The sequence below is a fragment of the Arthrobacter sp. N199823 genome (assembly GCF_002929705.1).
Lineage (GTDB): Bacteria > Actinomycetota > Actinomycetes > Actinomycetales > Micrococcaceae > Specibacter.
The window spans coordinates 107,127-122,985 of record NZ_PJIN01000009.1 but is presented as its reverse complement, the minus strand read 5'-3'; the positions used below and the strand labels follow the sequence as shown (position 1 = coordinate 122,985).

Genomic DNA, 15,859 nt, shown 5'->3' with positions numbered 1-15,859 from the left:
TTCACTTTCCGCTCGCGGCAAAGACCATGGCGGCCATGCTTTCGGCGGCGTCCCTAATGCCCAGCCCTGCGGTATTGGCGCTCAGGCGTTCCAACCGCGGCGCGTCCAGGCACAGTGGTATGAGCTCGCTACGCACCCAAGCGGCATCCAGGGCGCTGTCTGGGACTAGCAGGGCAGCATCAGCTGCAACTAGCCCGGCTGCGTTGCGTGCCTGCTCACCGTTGCCAATGGGCAGGGGCACAAACACTGCTGGAAGCCCGACGGCGGCCACCTCCGACACTGTTCCGGCACCAGAGCGGCACAAGAGTAAATCTGCCGCCGCGTAGACATCTTCCATGCGCTCAACGTACTCCACTTGGCGGTAACCCGCCGCAGCCAACAGCTCGCCGTCGGGGCCGAGGACGGCCTTGCCCTTGCCTGTGATGTGGAGGGTTTGAATACCGGCGTTGGCAAGTTCCTGAAGTGAGCCGGCAATAGCTTGGTTCAGTCGCAACGCGCCCAACGAGCCGCCAGTGACAATCAACGTGGGCTGCTGCTGCGCAAGGCCAAGGCGCTCCCGCGCTGCGGCCTGGGCAGCGCCGCGTTGCAAGGTGGCGATTTCCTTGCGCATGGGCATGCCCACCAGGTGTGCGTGGCGGATGGCTGTTGCGGCGAAGGCGGTTCCCACATTGGTAGTGAAACGTGCGCCCACCTTATTAGCCAGACCGGCTTTAGTGTTGGCCTCGTGAATCACGATGGGAACACCCAGTGATTTAGCAGCCAGGTACATGGGGGTGCAGACGTAACCTCCCACACCCACCAGAACATCTGCCTTGGCATCTTTAAGGATCCGCTTGGCATCGGAAATGGCGCCGAACATCCGTACCGGAAGTTTCACCAAATCCATGGAGGGTTTGCGCGGCAGCGGAATGCGGCCAACGAACGCCAGCTCAAAACCTGCAGCTGGCACCAACGTGGTTTCCAGCCCTTCCTTGGTGCCGACGGCCACGATGGCACTGTCCGGATCCGTGGCCCGGATGGCAGCGGCAATGGCTAGTAGCGGGCTGACGTGCCCTGCCGAGCCGCCCCCGGCCAGCACTACTGACAGGGGTGTGGTGTGGATCTGTGTCATGAAGTTAACAAGTTTCTTTCGGGCTCAGTACGGGAAAAGGACAGAACAACGCCAAGTGCCGCAAGTACCATGATCAGCGATGTTCCACCGTAGGAAATCAAGGGCAGGGGAACACCAATCACCGGAAGCAGACCAACCACCACGGCAATGTTAACCACTGCCTGGCCAATGATCCAGGTCATGATCATGCCGCAGACAACTCGACTGAAGGGATCATTGCGGGAGTTGATGACTCGGAAGATGGAGAACGCCAGCACGGCGTACAAGCCGACAATGACCAAGGTGCCCAACAAGCCGAACTCCTCACCAATGATGGCAAAGATGAAGTCGTTGTGAGCTTCGGGAATCCAGTTCCACTTCTGCCGGCTCTGACCCAGACCCACACCAAACCAGCCACCGGAGGCCAGGGCGTAGGCGCCGTTCAGGTACTGATCACAGGCGCCATCCACACTGCAATCGCCCAGCCAGCTGGAAATACGGCCGCTGCGGTTATCGCTGAAGAAGGAGAACAGGAACGCCACAAGTGCCCCGGCACCCAATGCCAGGAACAGGAAGCGCTTGGGTACTGCAGCGAACATCAGGCCCGCCAAGACCATGATGCCCACGATGATTGCGGTTCCCAGATCTTTACCCAACAAGATCAAGGCGAGGATCATTCCTCCGCCAATTCCCACAGGGATCACCACGTGGACAAAGCGGCGGATGAGGCTCCCCTTCGCTGCAAGGACGGCACCCATCCACACAGCCAGCGCCAGTTTGGCGGCTTCGGAGGGCTGGAATTGGACACCGCCCAAACCGAGCCAGTTCTTATTGCCCTGAACGTCCACGCCCAGGGGGGTGAACACCAGCGCCAACAGGACTACGGCCAAGCCGAGCAAATAGGGCGCTACCTTTTTCCACAATGCCGGCGGTACGCACGACAAAATAAACATGAGCACCAGCCCAATGACGGCGAACCCCGCCTCCTTGATGAAGAGGTCGTAAGGGTCTTTGCCTTCTGAGATGGTCTCGGCCGTGGACGCCGAGAGCACAGTCATGCGCCCAATCAGCGTCAGGGCCAGGGTGGTGCCAATGATCCAGTAGTAGGCCGAGGTGGGCCTGCCAACCCGAAAATTGAACCAACTCCGGAATCGCGGAAACAGTTTGGCCTTACCGGGCGACTCTTTGACAGGAGCGGACTGCGGCGTCCGGTTCACAGTGGCTGCCGCAACAGCTGTTACGGGGGCAGAACCCTTGACGGCCGCAGCGGGTGTGGCTTTGCCGGACCGGCTTGGCTGTGCGGGCTTTTTTGCCACTATGACTCCTTGTTGACGCTTGCCCGTGATTCCAGAAGCTCCCGGACTGATTCAATGAAGGCATTGCCACGATGGGCGTAAGAGGTGAATTGGTCCATGGAGGCCGACGCCGGAGCCATCAGCACCGTGTCCCCGTCCACTGCCAATGACGCTGCCACTGCAACGGCCTCGGCCATGACAGCGTCACCGCGCAGCTCAGAGCCGCTGGAACGCCGTCCACCGCTGGCATGCGTGGCAATGACCTGCACATCCGGGGCTAGGCGCTCCAGGGAACTGGCCAAATCAGAACTGTCGGCACCAATCAGCACCACTGCTTTGAGCCGCGCCGCGTGTTTGCTGACAAGATCGTCATAATCAACGCCCTTGGACAGTCCGCCAGCAATCCAGATGACTGGCTTGAATGCTGCCAGTGAGGCAGCTGCCGCATGCGGGTTGGTGGCTTTGGAGTCATTGACCCACAAAACACCACCGGCCTTGGCAACAGCCTGGATGCGGTGGTCACCGTTTTGGTAGTTCACCAAACCCTTGCGCACATCCTCGGCAGTGAGGCCACAGGCCCGCACGAGTGCGGCTGCGGCGGCGGCGTTGGCCACAAGGTGCCGCGGCACCAGCTCACCAATATCGCTGACCTTGGCCAGCTCGGTAGCGGAGTCCTTGCGTTCTGCAATGAACGCCCTGTCCACGAGCAGTCCTTCCACCACACCGACCATGCTGATGGCCGGAATTCCCGTGGTGAAGCCGATGGCTCGGCAACCTTCTTGCACATCGGCTTCTTGAACCATGCGCTCGGTCTCAATTTGTTCCGCGTTGTACACGCAGGCAAGTTCGGTGTTGGCGTAAACCTTGGCTTTGTCTGCGGCGTAGGCGGCAAAGCTACCATGCCAGTCAACGTGATCTTCGGCCAGGTTCAGGCACACACTAGCCACTGGCGCCAGGGACTCGGTCCAGTGCAATTGGAACGTGGAGAGTTCAACTGCCAAGAAATCCCAGCCCTCGGGATCTCGAACAGCATCAAGAATGGGGGTGCCAATATTGCCGGCGGCAATGGCCCGCAGGCCTGCGGCTTGCAGCATAGCTTCCACCATGGTGGTGGTGGTGGTTTTGCCATTGGTGCCGGTGATGGTGATCCAGCGAGCAGTCTTCCTGCCCTCGCGCTGGCGCACCCGCCACGCCAATTCAACGTCACCCCAGATGGGAATACCCGCCTCTGCTGCAGCAGCCAGCAGAGGGTGAGATGGCTTGTAGCCCGGGCTCGTGACCACCAGTTGGGCTATCTCCCCAGCAACCTGCGGCAGGACGGTGGAGCTTTCCTCACCCAGGATCACCTGGGTGACCCCAACAATCTTGAGGGTGTCAGCATTAGCCCGGGCGTCGTCGTCGTCCGAGGCGGCAACAACGACCACCTGGGCACCGAGCTCGGCCAAGGTATCGGCCACAGAAAAGCCGGTCTTACTGATGCCCGTGACAACCACACGCAGCCCAGCCCAGTCGGCATCCCAGCTGGTCAGTGAATCAAGTCGGTCTTGCAATGCACTCACAGTCGAACAATCCATTCAGCGTAAAAAGCTCCCAGTCCCACAGCTACCAGCAGTCCTGCCAGAATCCAGAACCTGACTACCACTGTGACTTCTTTCCAGCCCTTGAGCTCGAAGTGGTGCTGCAACGGTGCCATGAGGAAGACTCGCTTGCCACGGCTCAGCTTGAAGTAGCCCACCTGGATGATGACGGAAGCGGAGATGATAACGAACAGTCCGCCAATGATGGGCAGCAGCAGTTCGGTGCGGGACAAGATGGCGAAGGCGGCAATGGCGCCACCAATGGCGAGGGATCCGGTGTCACCCATGAAAATCTTGGCTGGGGAGGTATTCCACCAGAGGAAACCAATCAACGCCGCAAACATGATGACCGAAATCAAGGACAGATCTAGCGGGTCGCGGACCTCGTAGCAGACGGTCTCAGCGGGTACCTTGTGGGAGCCGCAACCTTGGCTGCTCTGCCACAGGCCGATGAGAGTGTAGGCACCGAAGACTAGAATGGCGGCGCCCGTGGCCAGCCCGTCCAAACCGTCAGTCAAGTTCACGCCGTTGGTGGCTGCTGTGATGATCAAGTTGGACCAGATAACAAACAGCACCACGCCCAGCCCTGCACCAGCGAAGGCCAGGTTCAGGGAGGGGATGTCGCGGGCAAAGGATATGAACGTGCTCGCCGGAGTACGGCCGGAACTATCAGGGAAGCCCAACGCCATCACGGCAAAGGAAATGCCCACCACGGCCTGGCCCACGAGCTTGCCCTTGGGGTTCAATCCGGTGTTGTGCTGCTTGGTGATCTTCAGGAAGTCATCCAGGAAACCAACCAGTCCCATGCCCACCATGAGGTAGATCATGAGCAAACCTGAGGCTGTGGGGCCGGTGGAATTATTGTTGATCAACCACACAATCAAGTGCGTGATGAAGTAGGAGGCCACGACAGAACCAATCACCACGGTGCCGCCCATGGTGGGGGTACCGCGCTTGATCTGGTGTGTGGTGGGGCCGTCTTCTCGAATGATCTGGCCGTACCCTTGCCGCACCAGGAACTTGATGAAGATGGGTGTGCCGATCATGGCAAAGGCCAAAGCCAAGCCAGCTCCAATGAGCAGTGCAATCATGGCTAGGCAGTCCTTTCGCCTGAAGTGATATCGCTTGATGATGTGGGGCTATTCCCCGGGGGTAATGCTATCCGATCGCCTAAGAACCGAAGCCCAGCGCCATTGGAGGACTTGAACAAGACAATGTCTCCAGGCGCCAATTCGGCGTCCAGAACGGCCGCAGCGGCGTCCGCATCGGGGAAGAACATTGATTCATCTCCCCAGGAACCTTCCATGACTGCTCCCACATGCATGGCGCGGGCACCCTGGCCAACAACCAGCAGCCGGGAAATGTTCAACCGTACAGCAACCCGGCCCACGGCATCGTGCTCCAGCACCGAATCTTCGCCAAGTTCCAGCATCTCCCCCAGCACAGCCCAGGTACGCCGGGCACCGCTGCCGCCCAACTCGGCCAAGGTGCGCAAGGCAGCACGCATGGATTCCGGATTGGCGTTGTAGGCGTCATTGATGACCGTCACACCATCGCTGCGGTCGGTACGTTCCATCCTGTACCGGCTGCTGGCGCGCTGCTCATTGAGCGAGGCCACGATCTGCTCCGGGGTGGCTCCGGCGGCGTGCGCTGCGGAGGCGGCGGCGAGCAGATTCGTGACGTGGTGCAGCCCCAACAGCTTGCTGGCCACGTGCAGCGGCTCGGAGCGTCCGGGGAAACTGAGTTCAAACTCGGGCTGCCCGTCGGCGTTGGTGCGCACGTTGCGGGCCAGGACCATCTCATCCGACGCCGGCCCGTTGGCAAGGGTGCCTGCACCGGGAGTTGCTCCGGCGCCGAGCAGGACATCAGCGTCAGCGCTGCTGAAGAAACTCACGGGAGCGCCGGAACGGGCGGCCATGGCTCGGACACGGCCGTCGTCAAAGTTGAGCAGGGCCCGTCCAGTGGGGGTCAACGCCTCCACGAGCTCGCCCTTGGCCACGGCAATATTGTCTATGGAGCCAAATTCGCCGGCATGCGCGCTGCCCACACCGAGAACCACACCCAGATCGGGGCGCACCAGGGCACCCAGGTACCGGATCTGCCCCATCTTCGTGGCACCCATTTCGATGATGAGATAGCGAGTGTCCTCATCTGCGCGGAAGACCGTCAGCGGCACACCCACTTCACCGTTATAGGAGCCCACAGGAGCCACAGTGGGACCCAGCGGGGACAGAATGCCCGCCAACAAGTCCTTGGTGGTGGTCTTGCCAGCAGAACCGGTGATGCCAATGACACTCAGAGGAGAATGGGCGCGGATCTGGCGCACCACCTCGGCCGCAAGCGATCCCATGGCGAGCACGGAGTCAGCGACGATGACAGCCGGGACGGGAGTTCCGTCGTCGAACGCTACTTCCCGCTCGGCAAGTGTCAGCACGGCACCGGCGGCGAAGGCTGCGGCGATGAAGTCATGACCGTCGGCCGCTTCACCGGCCTTGGCCACGTACAAGCTGCCGGCGCGGGCATCACGAGAATCGGTGATGATGGCGGCGACATCAATGAGCAGATCCGGGTCGGTGCCCGGCGTCAGGGTGCCCTGAGTGAGCTCGGCGATTTGGGCTGCTGTAATTTCAATCATCAGTTGGTGACTCTATCTTGCTTGCAACGGTAAGGGGGAATCCGCGGGCCACCAGGGCCGCGCGCAATTCAACCCGATCATCGAGGGAAAAGTTGACCCCTTTGACCTCTTGGTAAACTTCATGGCCGCGTCCGGCGACCAGAATAACGTCCTGGGCTCGGGCTATTTCCACGGCTCGGGCGATCGCTGCGGCTCGCGGGGCGATCTCCTCAATGATGCGGCCCAGATTGGCGGAATCATTGGCATCGCGTGCACCGGCCAGGACACTGGCGCGAATGCCTGCAGGGTCCTCGTCGTGCGGATCGTCGTCGGTGATAATAACCACGTCCGCACCCTGGGCAACCACTGCACCCATAATGGGACGCTTGGTGGCATCGCGTTCCCCCGTGGCACCAAAGACGGCGATCACGCGGGCGTCCGGAGTGTCAGGCCGAACGGCGTCCAGCGCCCTGGCCAGGGCGTCGGGATTGTGCGCAAAGTCCACTACCGCCACGGGTGCCGTGCCAATCAACTGCATCCGGCCCGGCACTTCCACGGTGAACGGATCATGGCGGTCCAAAGCATCCTGTAAGCGCGCCACGTGTGCTTGGAACTGCTGGTTGCTTGCTGTACTCTCTGGGCTTGTTGAGGACTCAACACGTTCGACGCCGGAGCTTGCCTGCGCGCTTATCCCCCGTAACTTGGTGGCCACCATGACCAGTGCCAACGCCGCGTTGGAGACGTTAAATCCACCGGGGAGGCCGGTGCGGACGTTAAGCAGCGTGCCGTTGGGTCCGCTGAGTGTGAAGCGTGAGCCCACTCCCTCCCGGCGAACATCCAGCACCTGCCAATCCGCAACCTGGGTGCCTGTGCCCGAAGGTGCGTCTGTTCCAGCCACAGGGGGGTGGGTGGACAGGGTGACGGTGGGAACGGTTGATGCTGCCGCCATGCGCTGGCCCCAAACATCATCAATCGTGATGACAGCCTGCCGGGAGTGCGCTGGAGTGAACAATGCGGCCTTGGTGTCAAAGTAGCCGTCCATGCCACCGTGCAGGTCCAGATGGTCCTGTGTGAGGTTGGTGAAGCCGGCAACGTCAAAGACCACACCATCCACGCGGCCGAAGGCCAGCGCGTGCGAGGAAACCTCCATGGACGCGGCACTCAAACCCTTTTCCGCCATGAGGGCAACGAGTGCGTGGACATCTGTGGATTCCGGCGTGGTCAGCTTGCTGGGAATTGCTTCCTCGCCAGCCAGGATTTCAATGGTGCCAATCAGTCCGGTGCCATGACCGAGTGCCCGCAGCAGCGAGTTCAAAAAATACGTGGTGGTGGTCTTGCCGTTGGTGCCCGTGAGCCCGAACAGCTCCAATGAGTTACGCTCACTTGCTGCAGCGGTTCCCGAAGTTCCGTAGACCGCAGCGGCCAGCTTCCCGGCCACAGCGCGCGCGTCTTGCACCACAAGCACCGGCACAGCTGCCGATTCACCCAAGAGCCGGGCTCCGGCGTCGTCCGTCATGATGGCAAGAGCACCCGAGGAAATGGCGGCCTCGGCAAAGGACGCGCCATGGCTTCGGGCGCCAGGCAGCGCAAGGTACAAATCTCCCGGCCAGACGGCTCTTGAATCAAGGCTCACACCTGTGATGCGGATGCTGGCCTGCTCGAAAGGCACGCTTTCAGGGAGCAGGCCCGCCACGCCGGCCAACTCGGCTAGAGTGGCGCCACTGTGGCGGCTAGGCCGCAAGGGGTTGCCGGGGGTGTTCACAGGCACTTGAACGAAATCCTTTTCTACTGCAGAATCCACGGAGAAATCTTCGGGGTTGCGTCTCATTTGTAAAACTTGGGGAGCTTGACGGGCGGGGTGGTGGAAGGCGGCACATCGTTGCTGCGAAGCACCTGCCCCATCACTTGATTAAACGTATACCCCTGAGTGATTCCATAGACGTTGCCTTGCGGACGTTGGACAGTTATACCCACCACATAGCGGGGATCATCCATGGGCGCCATGCCGATGAAGGAGGTGGTGTAGCCGTCGAAGCCCACACCATTATCGGCAGGCGCCTCGGCGGTGCCTGTCTTGCCGCCAGTGCGGTAGCCGGGAATGTCGACTACCTTGTAGTCGGTCATGGTCACCACGCCTTCAAGCATGTCCCTGGCGTCCTTGGCCGTCTCGGGGCTAATGACCTTCACACCGGGGGCCTGGGGAACCGTCTCCACCGTGCCATCGGCGTGGGTGAAGGAGTCGATGATGGCTGGCTTGAGCCGGACGCCGTTGTTAGCGATGGTTTGGAAGACCATGGTGGTTTGCAGCGGGGTTTGCGCAACACCCTGACCGAACAGCACCGTGTACTGCTGCCGGCCGTCCCAGTTCTGCCATTTCGCCAGGATGCCCGGGCTCTCACCCGGCAGTGCAATGCCCGTCTTCTCCCCCACGCCGAACTTACGCATGTAGTCATAGCGCTGCTGCAGGCTGAGCTTGGATCCGGCCATGACTGTTCCGGTGTTCATGGAATCGGTGATGATTCCGGAAAGAGTGCGCTTCTCGGTTCCATGGGTGAAGGAGTCAGAGAAATTCTGCCCGTCAATGGTCAACGTTGGTGGCACCAGATACTCACTCAGGGGCGTGGCCAGGCCTTCTTGAACCAAGGCCGCGGCCGTCATGATCTTGCTGGTGGAGCCAGGCTCCACCACCGAGCTGATGCTGCGTGAGCCAATGTCGGAGGGATCTGAGGCGCCCACATTGTTGGGATCATAGGAGTCACTGTCAGCGATGGCCACGGCCTTGCCGGTCTTGGCCTCCACAACTGTGATGCTGACCCATTCAGCTTTGTACTGCTCTTTTTGCTGCTGTGCGGCCTGCTGCGCGTAGAACTGGATATCTTGGTCAATGGTGAGCTTGACAGTTTGCCCGTCAACAGCCGGGACGGTGCGGACCGGGGCCGTGGGAATGATAATGCCGTTCTTGCCTGCCTGATAGGTCCGCGAACCGTCTTTCCCTGTCAATTTGGCATCCATTGTCTGCTCAATGCCAGCCAATGCCTTGCCCTGTTTGTCCAAGAATCCCACGATGGGGCCACCCACGGCTCCCATGGGGTAGACGCGCTTTGTGACAACTTCGGAGTAGATGCCAGGAACTCGCAGCGCGGCGACTTGCTGCTCAACTTGCGGGCTGACATCCATGGCAACGAAGTTATGGACCTTATCGCCTGTCACGCTCTTTTTGACGTCATCGAAGGGCAGCTTCAAAAGCTGGGACAACTGCTCGATGCCCTCATCAGCAGTGAAGCTTTCCACTTTCCACTGGCCGGTTGCCGGATCAATGATTCCTTCACCGGTCTTTGGGTCAATGTCGACCCGCTTAAACTCGGGGTACTGCGCAAAGTTAATCTGGGAAACGGTGATGTTGTAGCGAATGATGCTTTCGGCAAGTACTTTTCCCTTGACGTCAACAATTTTCCCGCGGACAGCTGGCAGCGTCTGAACCACCTTGCGCTGGTTCTCGGCCGCCTGCGCCATGTTGCCCACATCCAGGCCCTGCACCAGGACCAGCCTGCCGGCGATGATGAGCAGGATAACCATCATGGCGATGAAACCCCACCCGATGCGCCCGCGGCCGATCTTATTGAGTTGCTGTGCATTTGCACCACGTGCGCTCGGACTTGAGTTTTGTACCACCGCTTGAGTTCCTTGCATTCCTTGCTTCGCGAATTGGTGAAGCGCTCAGTCCATCATAGAAAAGTTAACTGTCCTTTTGTGCCGGTCCCGGAATGGTGCCGCCATTAAGGTCAGGAGTGGCCGGCACATTGGCCGCGGGCTTCGGCGTCTCTTTGACAGCGCTGGGTTTAGCCGCGCTGGCCTTGGCTGCAGTGTCTTCAGCGTCACTGTTTTCCGTGGCATTGACCTGGGCCGCGGGGCTCAGCGGGGCTTCAACCGGAACAGGAGCCTGCGGCGTGTCGATGACGGCGGCCGGTATGTCTACCAGGCCTTTGGTATCGGCCGAGGCCGGCAGCGGCGAACCGCTGACGGACTTGGTTCGCACATCAATTTGTCCCGTGACGCCTGCCGGAACCATGCCCAGCGCCGCAGCCTGTGCCGCCAGTTCCTGAGGAGCCTGCTTCGCAGCAATTTCCTGTTCCATAGACTGGTTCGCCTTGATCAGCTCGGATTGCTGACTCTTCAGGTCCACCAGCTCGTACTGGCCCTTTGAAACGGAAATACTCATCACCAGAACCACACCCAAGGCCACTGCCACCATCAGCAGCAGTGTCACCGCCAAGGATGAGCGCCCGCCTCGCGGTGCTGACACCACCAGTGACAACGCAGCCCTAGACTTTTTGACCTTCGGTTCCGAGGGCGCAACAGGGGGCAGAGGCTCGGTCAGGACGCGGGCAGTGTTGCCCACAACGACATGGCTGGAGCGTAGGGCGTTCTGGCTCATACGGCACTCCTGATTCTGATCTTTTCCACGGCCCGCAAGCGTGCTGATGCTGCCCTTGGATTCTCTGCAATTTCCTGCGCTGTTGGTATTTCAGTGCCCTTGGTCAGGCGTTTCAAGGTGGCCTTGTGCTCTTCGAGCTCCACGGGGAATCCCGCAGGAGCCGACGATGCGGCTCCTGCTGCGAAGACGGCCTTGACGATCTTGTCTTCCAGCGAGTGATAAGACATCACCACAGCGCGGCCGTGGAGGCTGAGAGCATCCACGGCCGCGGGAATCGCGGTCTCGAGAACGCTCAGTTCCTCGTTGACTTCAATGCGCAGCGCTTGGAACGTCCGTTTTGCAGGGTGCCCACCGGTCTTGGCGGCTCCGGAGGGAACAACGTTGCGGATGATCTCCACCAGCTCCCCTGTGCGTGTCAGCGGGGCCTTATCGCGTGCGGCGACAATGTGATTGGCAATGCGTCCGGCGAACTTCTCCTCGCCCCACTTGCGGATGATGCGCACCAGCTCCTCTTCCGAGTAGCTGTTGATCACATCGGCTGCTGTCTGGCCGCGGCTGGTGTCCATGCGCATGTCAAGGGGTGCATCGAAGGAGTAAGCGAATCCGCGATCACGTTCATCAAGTTGCAAGGAGGAGACTCCGAGGTCCATCAGGATGCCGTCAATGCTGGGAACCCCCAGGTCGGCCAAAACATCGGCAATCTCGTCGTACACCGCATGGACCAGGTCGGTGCGGTCCTTAAACGGTGACAACCGCTCTCCGGCCAAGCCCAACGCTTCGGTGTCGCGATCGATGCCAATCAGATGCAAATCAGGGTAGCGCTGCAACATGGCTTCGCTGTGCCCGCCCATGCCCAACGTGGCGTCAATGACAACAGGGGTGCGCCCCGCAGCTCGGGCCACCTCAAAGGCAGGAGCCAGGAGGTTGATGCAGCGATCTTTTAGAACTGGAGTGTGGCGTTCGGACGTAGGTGGCGTGGGGGTTTCCGACGTCATCACGACTCCGTTTCTCTTCGGTCAAAACCGGGAGGGGATTCTCGTTCCCCCATGGCATTGCTCACTGGCGATAAATATTTTCCTGCAGGTCTTACTTGGTACTGATCTGGTTCAGGCGGCCCGCGTGCGTCGCTGCACTGTGCCGGTTTGAGACCGTTGCCGGTCTTAAACCAGATCCCCCTCCGCGCCAAGCCCCGTCCTGCCTGGCTCCGGGGAAGGTGAGCCAGGTTTGACGGCCTTGCTGGGCGGCTGGAGATCTCATTCAAGACCACCGTTATTGCCGTGCTGCTCTTGTTCATTGCTGCTGTTTGGTGCTGTTTGGTGCTGTTTTGCGCTTGGCCTCTCAGGCACTAACTAATGCCTGGAATACCCAACTCGTCTGTTGCCGAGAAGGCCATCTCCTTGGCTGCCAAGTATTCGTTCCAGGAAGGTGCATCCCAGATCTCAGCCCTGCTACCTGCGCCAATGACGACCAGTTCCTTCTCCAGCCCTGCGTAGGAACGCAAAGCCGCTGGAATGGTGACCCGCCCCTGCTTATCCGGAACCTCATCAGAGGCCCCAGACAGGAAGATTCGAATGTAGTCACGGGCCGCCATGTTGGACAGTGGCGCATCCTGCATCTGAGCCAGCACCTTTTCAAACTCCCGTGCGCTGAACACGTAAATACAGTTTTCCTGCCCTTTGGTTAAGACCAGGCCGCTGGATAATTCCTCCCGGAATTTAGCGGGCAGAATGATCCGTCCCTTCTCATCAAGACGCGGTGAGTGTGTTCCGAGAAACAACCCGACACCGCCTTCATTGTTGAGAGCTTTTGACCAATCCAGCCCCATTCCCCTCTTACGTGCTCCACATTACTCCACAATCCTCCACCGTCAACTTCATAAGGCCTGATTTCGTCACCGTGTCGCGAGTAAATTCCGCGTGATGGCGGCGATGTTTTGGCACAACAAACGGTGGAGGGAAAAGTCAATAATGACGCCGGCTGTAGCCGAAAATGTGGCTCAAGAACCACTCCAGCACTACTTTTGGGCTCGTCGTGACCCGCCGGGGAGGAAAAAGGAGCATCCGGGAGTGGACAGCGGAGGGAGAACAGGTGGGGGCGTGATGGGCTCCGGGAAGCTGCGCCGGGCCACTGTCCAAGACGCACCAACCCTAGTAACGCAAAAGAGACGGCGTTGGCGGATGGAGACAATGCTCAAACATTGTCTCCATCCGCCAACGCCGTCTCAAGGATGACGACTTGTTGACTAACGGGGTGAAGCGTTAAAGCGGAGTTACTGCTCCCGACGCCGTTCGTCCCACTTTTCTTCGAGGTTGCTCATGAAACCACTCTTCTGCTTCGCTGCAGACTTGACTCCGTCTTTACTCGCGGCTGGTCCTGCATCGCTGGATTTTGCTTTCGAAACTGCGAAATAGACCCCCGCACCCATGACGAGGAAGCCCAAAACACCCACAACTATCAGTTGCGTCGCCACACCGCCGAGCAGTATGAGCAGCCCAACAATCATCACCAAGACGCCAATGACTACGTTTCGCGTCGACATTGAGCGCGCCGGCGAGCTCGACAAGGCATTGGCAAATTTTGGATCTTCAGCATGCAGTTGCTGCTCTAGTTGATCCAGCAATCTCTGTTCGTGCTCAGAGAGGGGCATGACGACCTCCTTCAGGTCAGAACCGTGGCACTTGACTCGTTAACGCCTTGACATCAGTGTTAGTTCCCGAGTTGCCAGGGCAATTGCGGATTCCGCTCTTGATTCTGACGGCTTGAGTGCCAACAGCATTGAAGCTGTCAAAGTGTCAACTTCTAGTACTAACAATAGGCGTGAAAGTGCCGAACTGGTACCCAGTGTGACGTCGGTGTCTTGACGCTATCTTGAAGTTACCGAACAGCTCCGCCAGCTAAGGCTGATCCCGGGGTTTCAGGAGCCTGGCGGGACCAATTTTGGCGCTTCCAAAGCGGGCAGCAATGGCATCCCCCACTGCCTGCGCGTTGCGTGAATGCTCATCCCGCGGATCCAACTCAAGTTGCAACGGAACATCGTGGACAGCTTCGAGCTTTTCCATGCGAACGCCGATCAGCCGCACCGCTTGGGATCGCGGTCCGAGTCCCTGCAACAGCCCTACTGCCGCGCCGTAAATGGTTGCCGCGTTATCTGTCCCTGCTCCGAGAGTTCGTGAGCGGCTGATGGTGGAAAAGTCGGCGTACTTAACTTTCAGCGCGACGGTCCGCCCGCTAAAAGCCCCTTGGCGCATTCTTGTGGCCACCCGGTGTGAGAGCCTCAGCAACTCACGGGTGAGGATCTCGTCGTCGTGCGTGTCAACGGCGAAGGTCTCTTCGGCACCAATGCTCTTCTCCTGGTGAGCAGGGGTGACAGGCCGCGGATCGATCCCCCATGCAAGGGCGTGCAGGTTCGCGCCGGTGACTCCCAACGCCCGTTGCAGGGTGGAGAGCGGTGTCCCAGCGACGTCGGCAACGGTGAAGATCCCCAGCCGGGCAAGTGACTGGCGGGTCTTCTCTCCCACGCCCCAGAGCGCTTCCACGGGGAGGGTGTGCAAATATTCTACCGTGCGGGACTTTTCGATCAGCAGCATCCCGTTCGGCTTGCACCGGGTGGAGGCTACCTTGGCAACAAATTTGCTGGATGCAATGCCCACCGAGGCCGTTATGCCCAGTTCGGCGGAAATCCGAGCACGAATCTGGGCGCCAATCTCCAGCGGCGTCCCCAGCCGGCGCAGGGATCCGCTGACATCCAGAAACGCCTCGTCAACACTGAGCTGCTCCACTGTGTCAGTAATGGAATGAAAGATCCCCATGATCTGGCCGGAAATCTGCTGGTAGAGCTGGTGCTGTGGGGCAATAACGACGGCGGCTGGGCAGATCCGCTGTGCCGTGGACATGGGCATGGCTGAACGGACGCCACGGGCGCGGGCTTCGTAGGAAGCTGACAATACTACTGACCGCCCCTCGGGATGGCCCACAATGACCATCTTCCCCTTGAGTTCCGGGCGTGTACGCAGTTCCGCTGCGACAAAGAAGGCGTCCATGTCCACATGCATGATGGTGCACCCTCCCTGGTCGAGGGCGGGCGGCTCCGCAGGTAGTTCGGGCTGATTCACACGCTCAGTCTAGTGAACCCGCTTGGTGCACCCAATCGTTGCCACAGCCCACCGGGGTGAGGAACGCAACACAGCAAGGGCGGCGCTGCCCAACATGGGTAAACTGATGAAGATGTCACCGACCCGGCACCTGCAGCTAAGGAAATCAGTCATGAATCCCACCCCGCTTCGCGCACTGGCACCCCGCCGCAAGCAGCTGCTGGCAGCCGCCGCAGTCTCCACAGCTTTGCTCTTGGCTGCGTGTTCCGGTGCCGGCGAACCGGACGGGACCACCACGAGCGCGTCCGCAACTTCTGGTGCAACCGTGGCTGCAACGTCTTCTTCCGCTACTTCTAGTTCAGCATCAGCCAGCAGCACAGCAACTGCTACTGCTACTGCCCAGACGGCCATCAAAGAATTGGTCGCCGGCTTCCCCGCCAAGGTGATTCCGCTGCCCAAGGGTGCACAAATTCAGGCTTCCAGCCTCGAAACGGGCAGCACCGTTTCAACAACGTCGCTGACGGCTACTACCACCGAGACCCCGGCGCAGATCCTGGCGTTCTACACCAAGTCATTCACCGCTCAGGGCTTCAAGGCTCAGCCAGGAGATGCTGTGGACGGCGTTCCGCTCAAGACATACGTTCGCGCTGCTGGTGAGGAAATCATCACCGTCTCGGTGGTGGTGACGTCGGCGACGTCCACCTTTACCGTCGGCGCCACATTGCTGCCAGCCTCAATGAAGTAGGCACTCAGCAGT

General features: G+C 60.0%; 13 protein-coding genes. 1 reads left to right on the top strand and 12 read right to left on the bottom strand.

Features of this window, described 5'->3' with window-relative positions; all coding sequences use genetic code 11:
* Nucleotide 1: 1 nt before the first annotated feature.
* The 12 genes from murG to dinB all read right to left on the bottom strand — a co-directional run bounded on the left by murG (nucleotide 2) and on the right by dinB (nucleotide 15,123).
* Nucleotides 2–1,111, bottom strand: a complete 1,110-nt coding sequence (murG, locus tag CXQ93_RS16650; RefSeq protein ID WP_104111546.1) for an undecaprenyldiphospho-muramoylpentapeptide beta-N-acetylglucosaminyltransferase — start codon at nucleotides 1,109–1,111, stop codon at nucleotides 2–4.
* Nucleotides 1,108–2,406 (bottom strand): putative lipid II flippase FtsW, encoded by a 1,299-nt coding sequence (gene ftsW, locus CXQ93_RS16645; RefSeq protein ID WP_258069080.1) that lies wholly within the window; start codon nucleotides 2,404–2,406, stop codon nucleotides 1,108–1,110. The genes murG and ftsW overlap by 4 nt, the downstream gene beginning before the upstream one ends.
* Nucleotides 2,406–3,959: a UDP-N-acetylmuramoyl-L-alanine--D-glutamate ligase gene (gene murD, locus CXQ93_RS16640; protein ID WP_104111545.1), complete on the bottom strand. Its 1,554-nt coding sequence runs from the start codon at nucleotides 3,957–3,959 to the stop codon at nucleotides 2,406–2,408. Before murD ends, ftsW begins: the two co-directional genes overlap by 1 nt.
* Nucleotides 3,941–5,053 (bottom strand): phospho-N-acetylmuramoyl-pentapeptide-transferase, encoded by a 1,113-nt coding sequence (gene mraY / locus CXQ93_RS16635; RefSeq protein ID WP_104111544.1) that lies wholly within the window; start codon nucleotides 5,051–5,053, stop codon nucleotides 3,941–3,943. The genes murD and mraY overlap by 19 nt, the downstream gene beginning before the upstream one ends.
* A 2-nt stretch (nucleotides 5,054–5,055) precedes the next feature.
* Complete coding sequence (gene murF, locus CXQ93_RS16630) at nucleotides 5,056–6,597, bottom strand: UDP-N-acetylmuramoyl-tripeptide--D-alanyl-D-alanine ligase (protein ID WP_104111543.1); 1,542 nt, start codon at nucleotides 6,595–6,597, stop codon at nucleotides 5,056–5,058.
* Nucleotides 6,590–8,404 (bottom strand): Mur ligase family protein, encoded by a 1,815-nt coding sequence (locus tag CXQ93_RS16625; RefSeq protein WP_104111542.1) that lies wholly within the window; start codon nucleotides 8,402–8,404, stop codon nucleotides 6,590–6,592. Before CXQ93_RS16625 ends, murF begins: the two co-directional genes overlap by 8 nt.
* Nucleotides 8,401–10,248, bottom strand: a complete 1,848-nt coding sequence (locus CXQ93_RS16620) for a penicillin-binding protein 2 (RefSeq protein ID WP_258069079.1) — start codon at nucleotides 10,246–10,248, stop codon at nucleotides 8,401–8,403. Before CXQ93_RS16620 ends, CXQ93_RS16625 begins: the two co-directional genes overlap by 4 nt.
* A gap of 64 nt (nucleotides 10,249–10,312) precedes the next feature.
* Complete coding sequence (locus tag CXQ93_RS16615; RefSeq protein WP_104111541.1) at nucleotides 10,313–11,011, bottom strand: hypothetical protein; 699 nt, start codon at nucleotides 11,009–11,011, stop codon at nucleotides 10,313–10,315.
* Nucleotides 11,008–12,006: a 16S rRNA (cytosine(1402)-N(4))-methyltransferase RsmH gene (gene rsmH, locus CXQ93_RS16610; RefSeq protein ID WP_104111540.1), complete on the bottom strand. Its 999-nt coding sequence runs from the start codon at nucleotides 12,004–12,006 to the stop codon at nucleotides 11,008–11,010. Before rsmH ends, CXQ93_RS16615 begins: the two co-directional genes overlap by 4 nt.
* Before the next feature lie 350 nt (nucleotides 12,007–12,356).
* Nucleotides 12,357–12,788, bottom strand: a complete 432-nt coding sequence (gene mraZ, locus CXQ93_RS16605; RefSeq protein WP_104111578.1) for a division/cell wall cluster transcriptional repressor MraZ — start codon at nucleotides 12,786–12,788, stop codon at nucleotides 12,357–12,359.
* Nucleotides 12,789–13,280: 492 nt separating this feature from the next.
* Nucleotides 13,281–13,658 (bottom strand): DUF3040 domain-containing protein, encoded by a 378-nt coding sequence (locus tag CXQ93_RS16600; protein WP_104111539.1) that lies wholly within the window; start codon nucleotides 13,656–13,658, stop codon nucleotides 13,281–13,283.
* Nucleotides 13,659–13,905: 247 nt separating this feature from the next.
* On the bottom strand, nucleotides 13,906–15,123 hold the full coding sequence (gene dinB / locus CXQ93_RS16595; RefSeq protein WP_308470634.1) for a DNA polymerase IV: 1,218 nt from the start codon (nucleotides 15,121–15,123) through the stop codon (nucleotides 13,906–13,908).
* A 151-nt stretch (nucleotides 15,124–15,274) separates the two neighbouring features.
* Between dinB and CXQ93_RS16590 the strand changes: the two genes are divergently transcribed.
* Nucleotides 15,275–15,847: a hypothetical protein gene (locus tag CXQ93_RS16590; RefSeq protein ID WP_104111537.1), complete on the top strand. Its 573-nt coding sequence runs from the start codon at nucleotides 15,275–15,277 to the stop codon at nucleotides 15,845–15,847.
* The last annotated feature ends 12 nt before the right edge of the window (nucleotides 15,848–15,859 follow it).